Raw genomic sequence first — 476 nt, forward strand, 5'->3', positions numbered from 1 at the left:
CCGGCGTTCGGGTCGGTCAGGCCGGCCGCAAGGCCGATGCCCGCCCAGCCGCCGACGCCCGACAGGACGCCCACGTACTGCTTGCCCTTGTGCTCGTAGGTCATCACGTTGCCGATGATGCCCGACGGGGTCTTGAACTTGTACAGTTCCTTACCCGTCTTCGAGTCCACCGCCTTCAGGTAGCCCTCGAGCGTACCGTAGAACACCACGTCGCCCGCCGTCGCCAGGGCGCCGCCCCAAGCCGAGAACTGCTCCGGGTTCGACCACTTGATCTTCCCGTTCACGCCGTCCCAGGCGATGAAGTTGCCCATGCCGCCGTGCGAGCCGGGGGCCGGGTACATCGACAGGGTCGCGCCGACATAGGGCTGGCCCGGGGTGTAGGTCACCTTGAAGGGCTCGTAGTCCATGCAGACGTGGTTCGTCGGGACGTAGAAGAGGTTGGTCTTCGGAGAGAACGCCGCCGGCTGCTGGTCCTT

Annotated in this window: 1 pseudogene; it reads right to left on the bottom strand. The window is 66.2% G+C overall.

Annotation, left to right across the window (positions count from 1 at the left end):
• Window positions 1-476: pseudogene (xoxF1, locus tag MFF26_RS26385) on the bottom strand (lanthanide-dependent methanol dehydrogenase XoxF1); the annotation flags it as partial.

The organism is Methylorubrum suomiense (genome assembly GCF_022179765.1).
Lineage (GTDB): Bacteria > Pseudomonadota > Alphaproteobacteria > Rhizobiales > Beijerinckiaceae > Methylobacterium > Methylobacterium suomiense.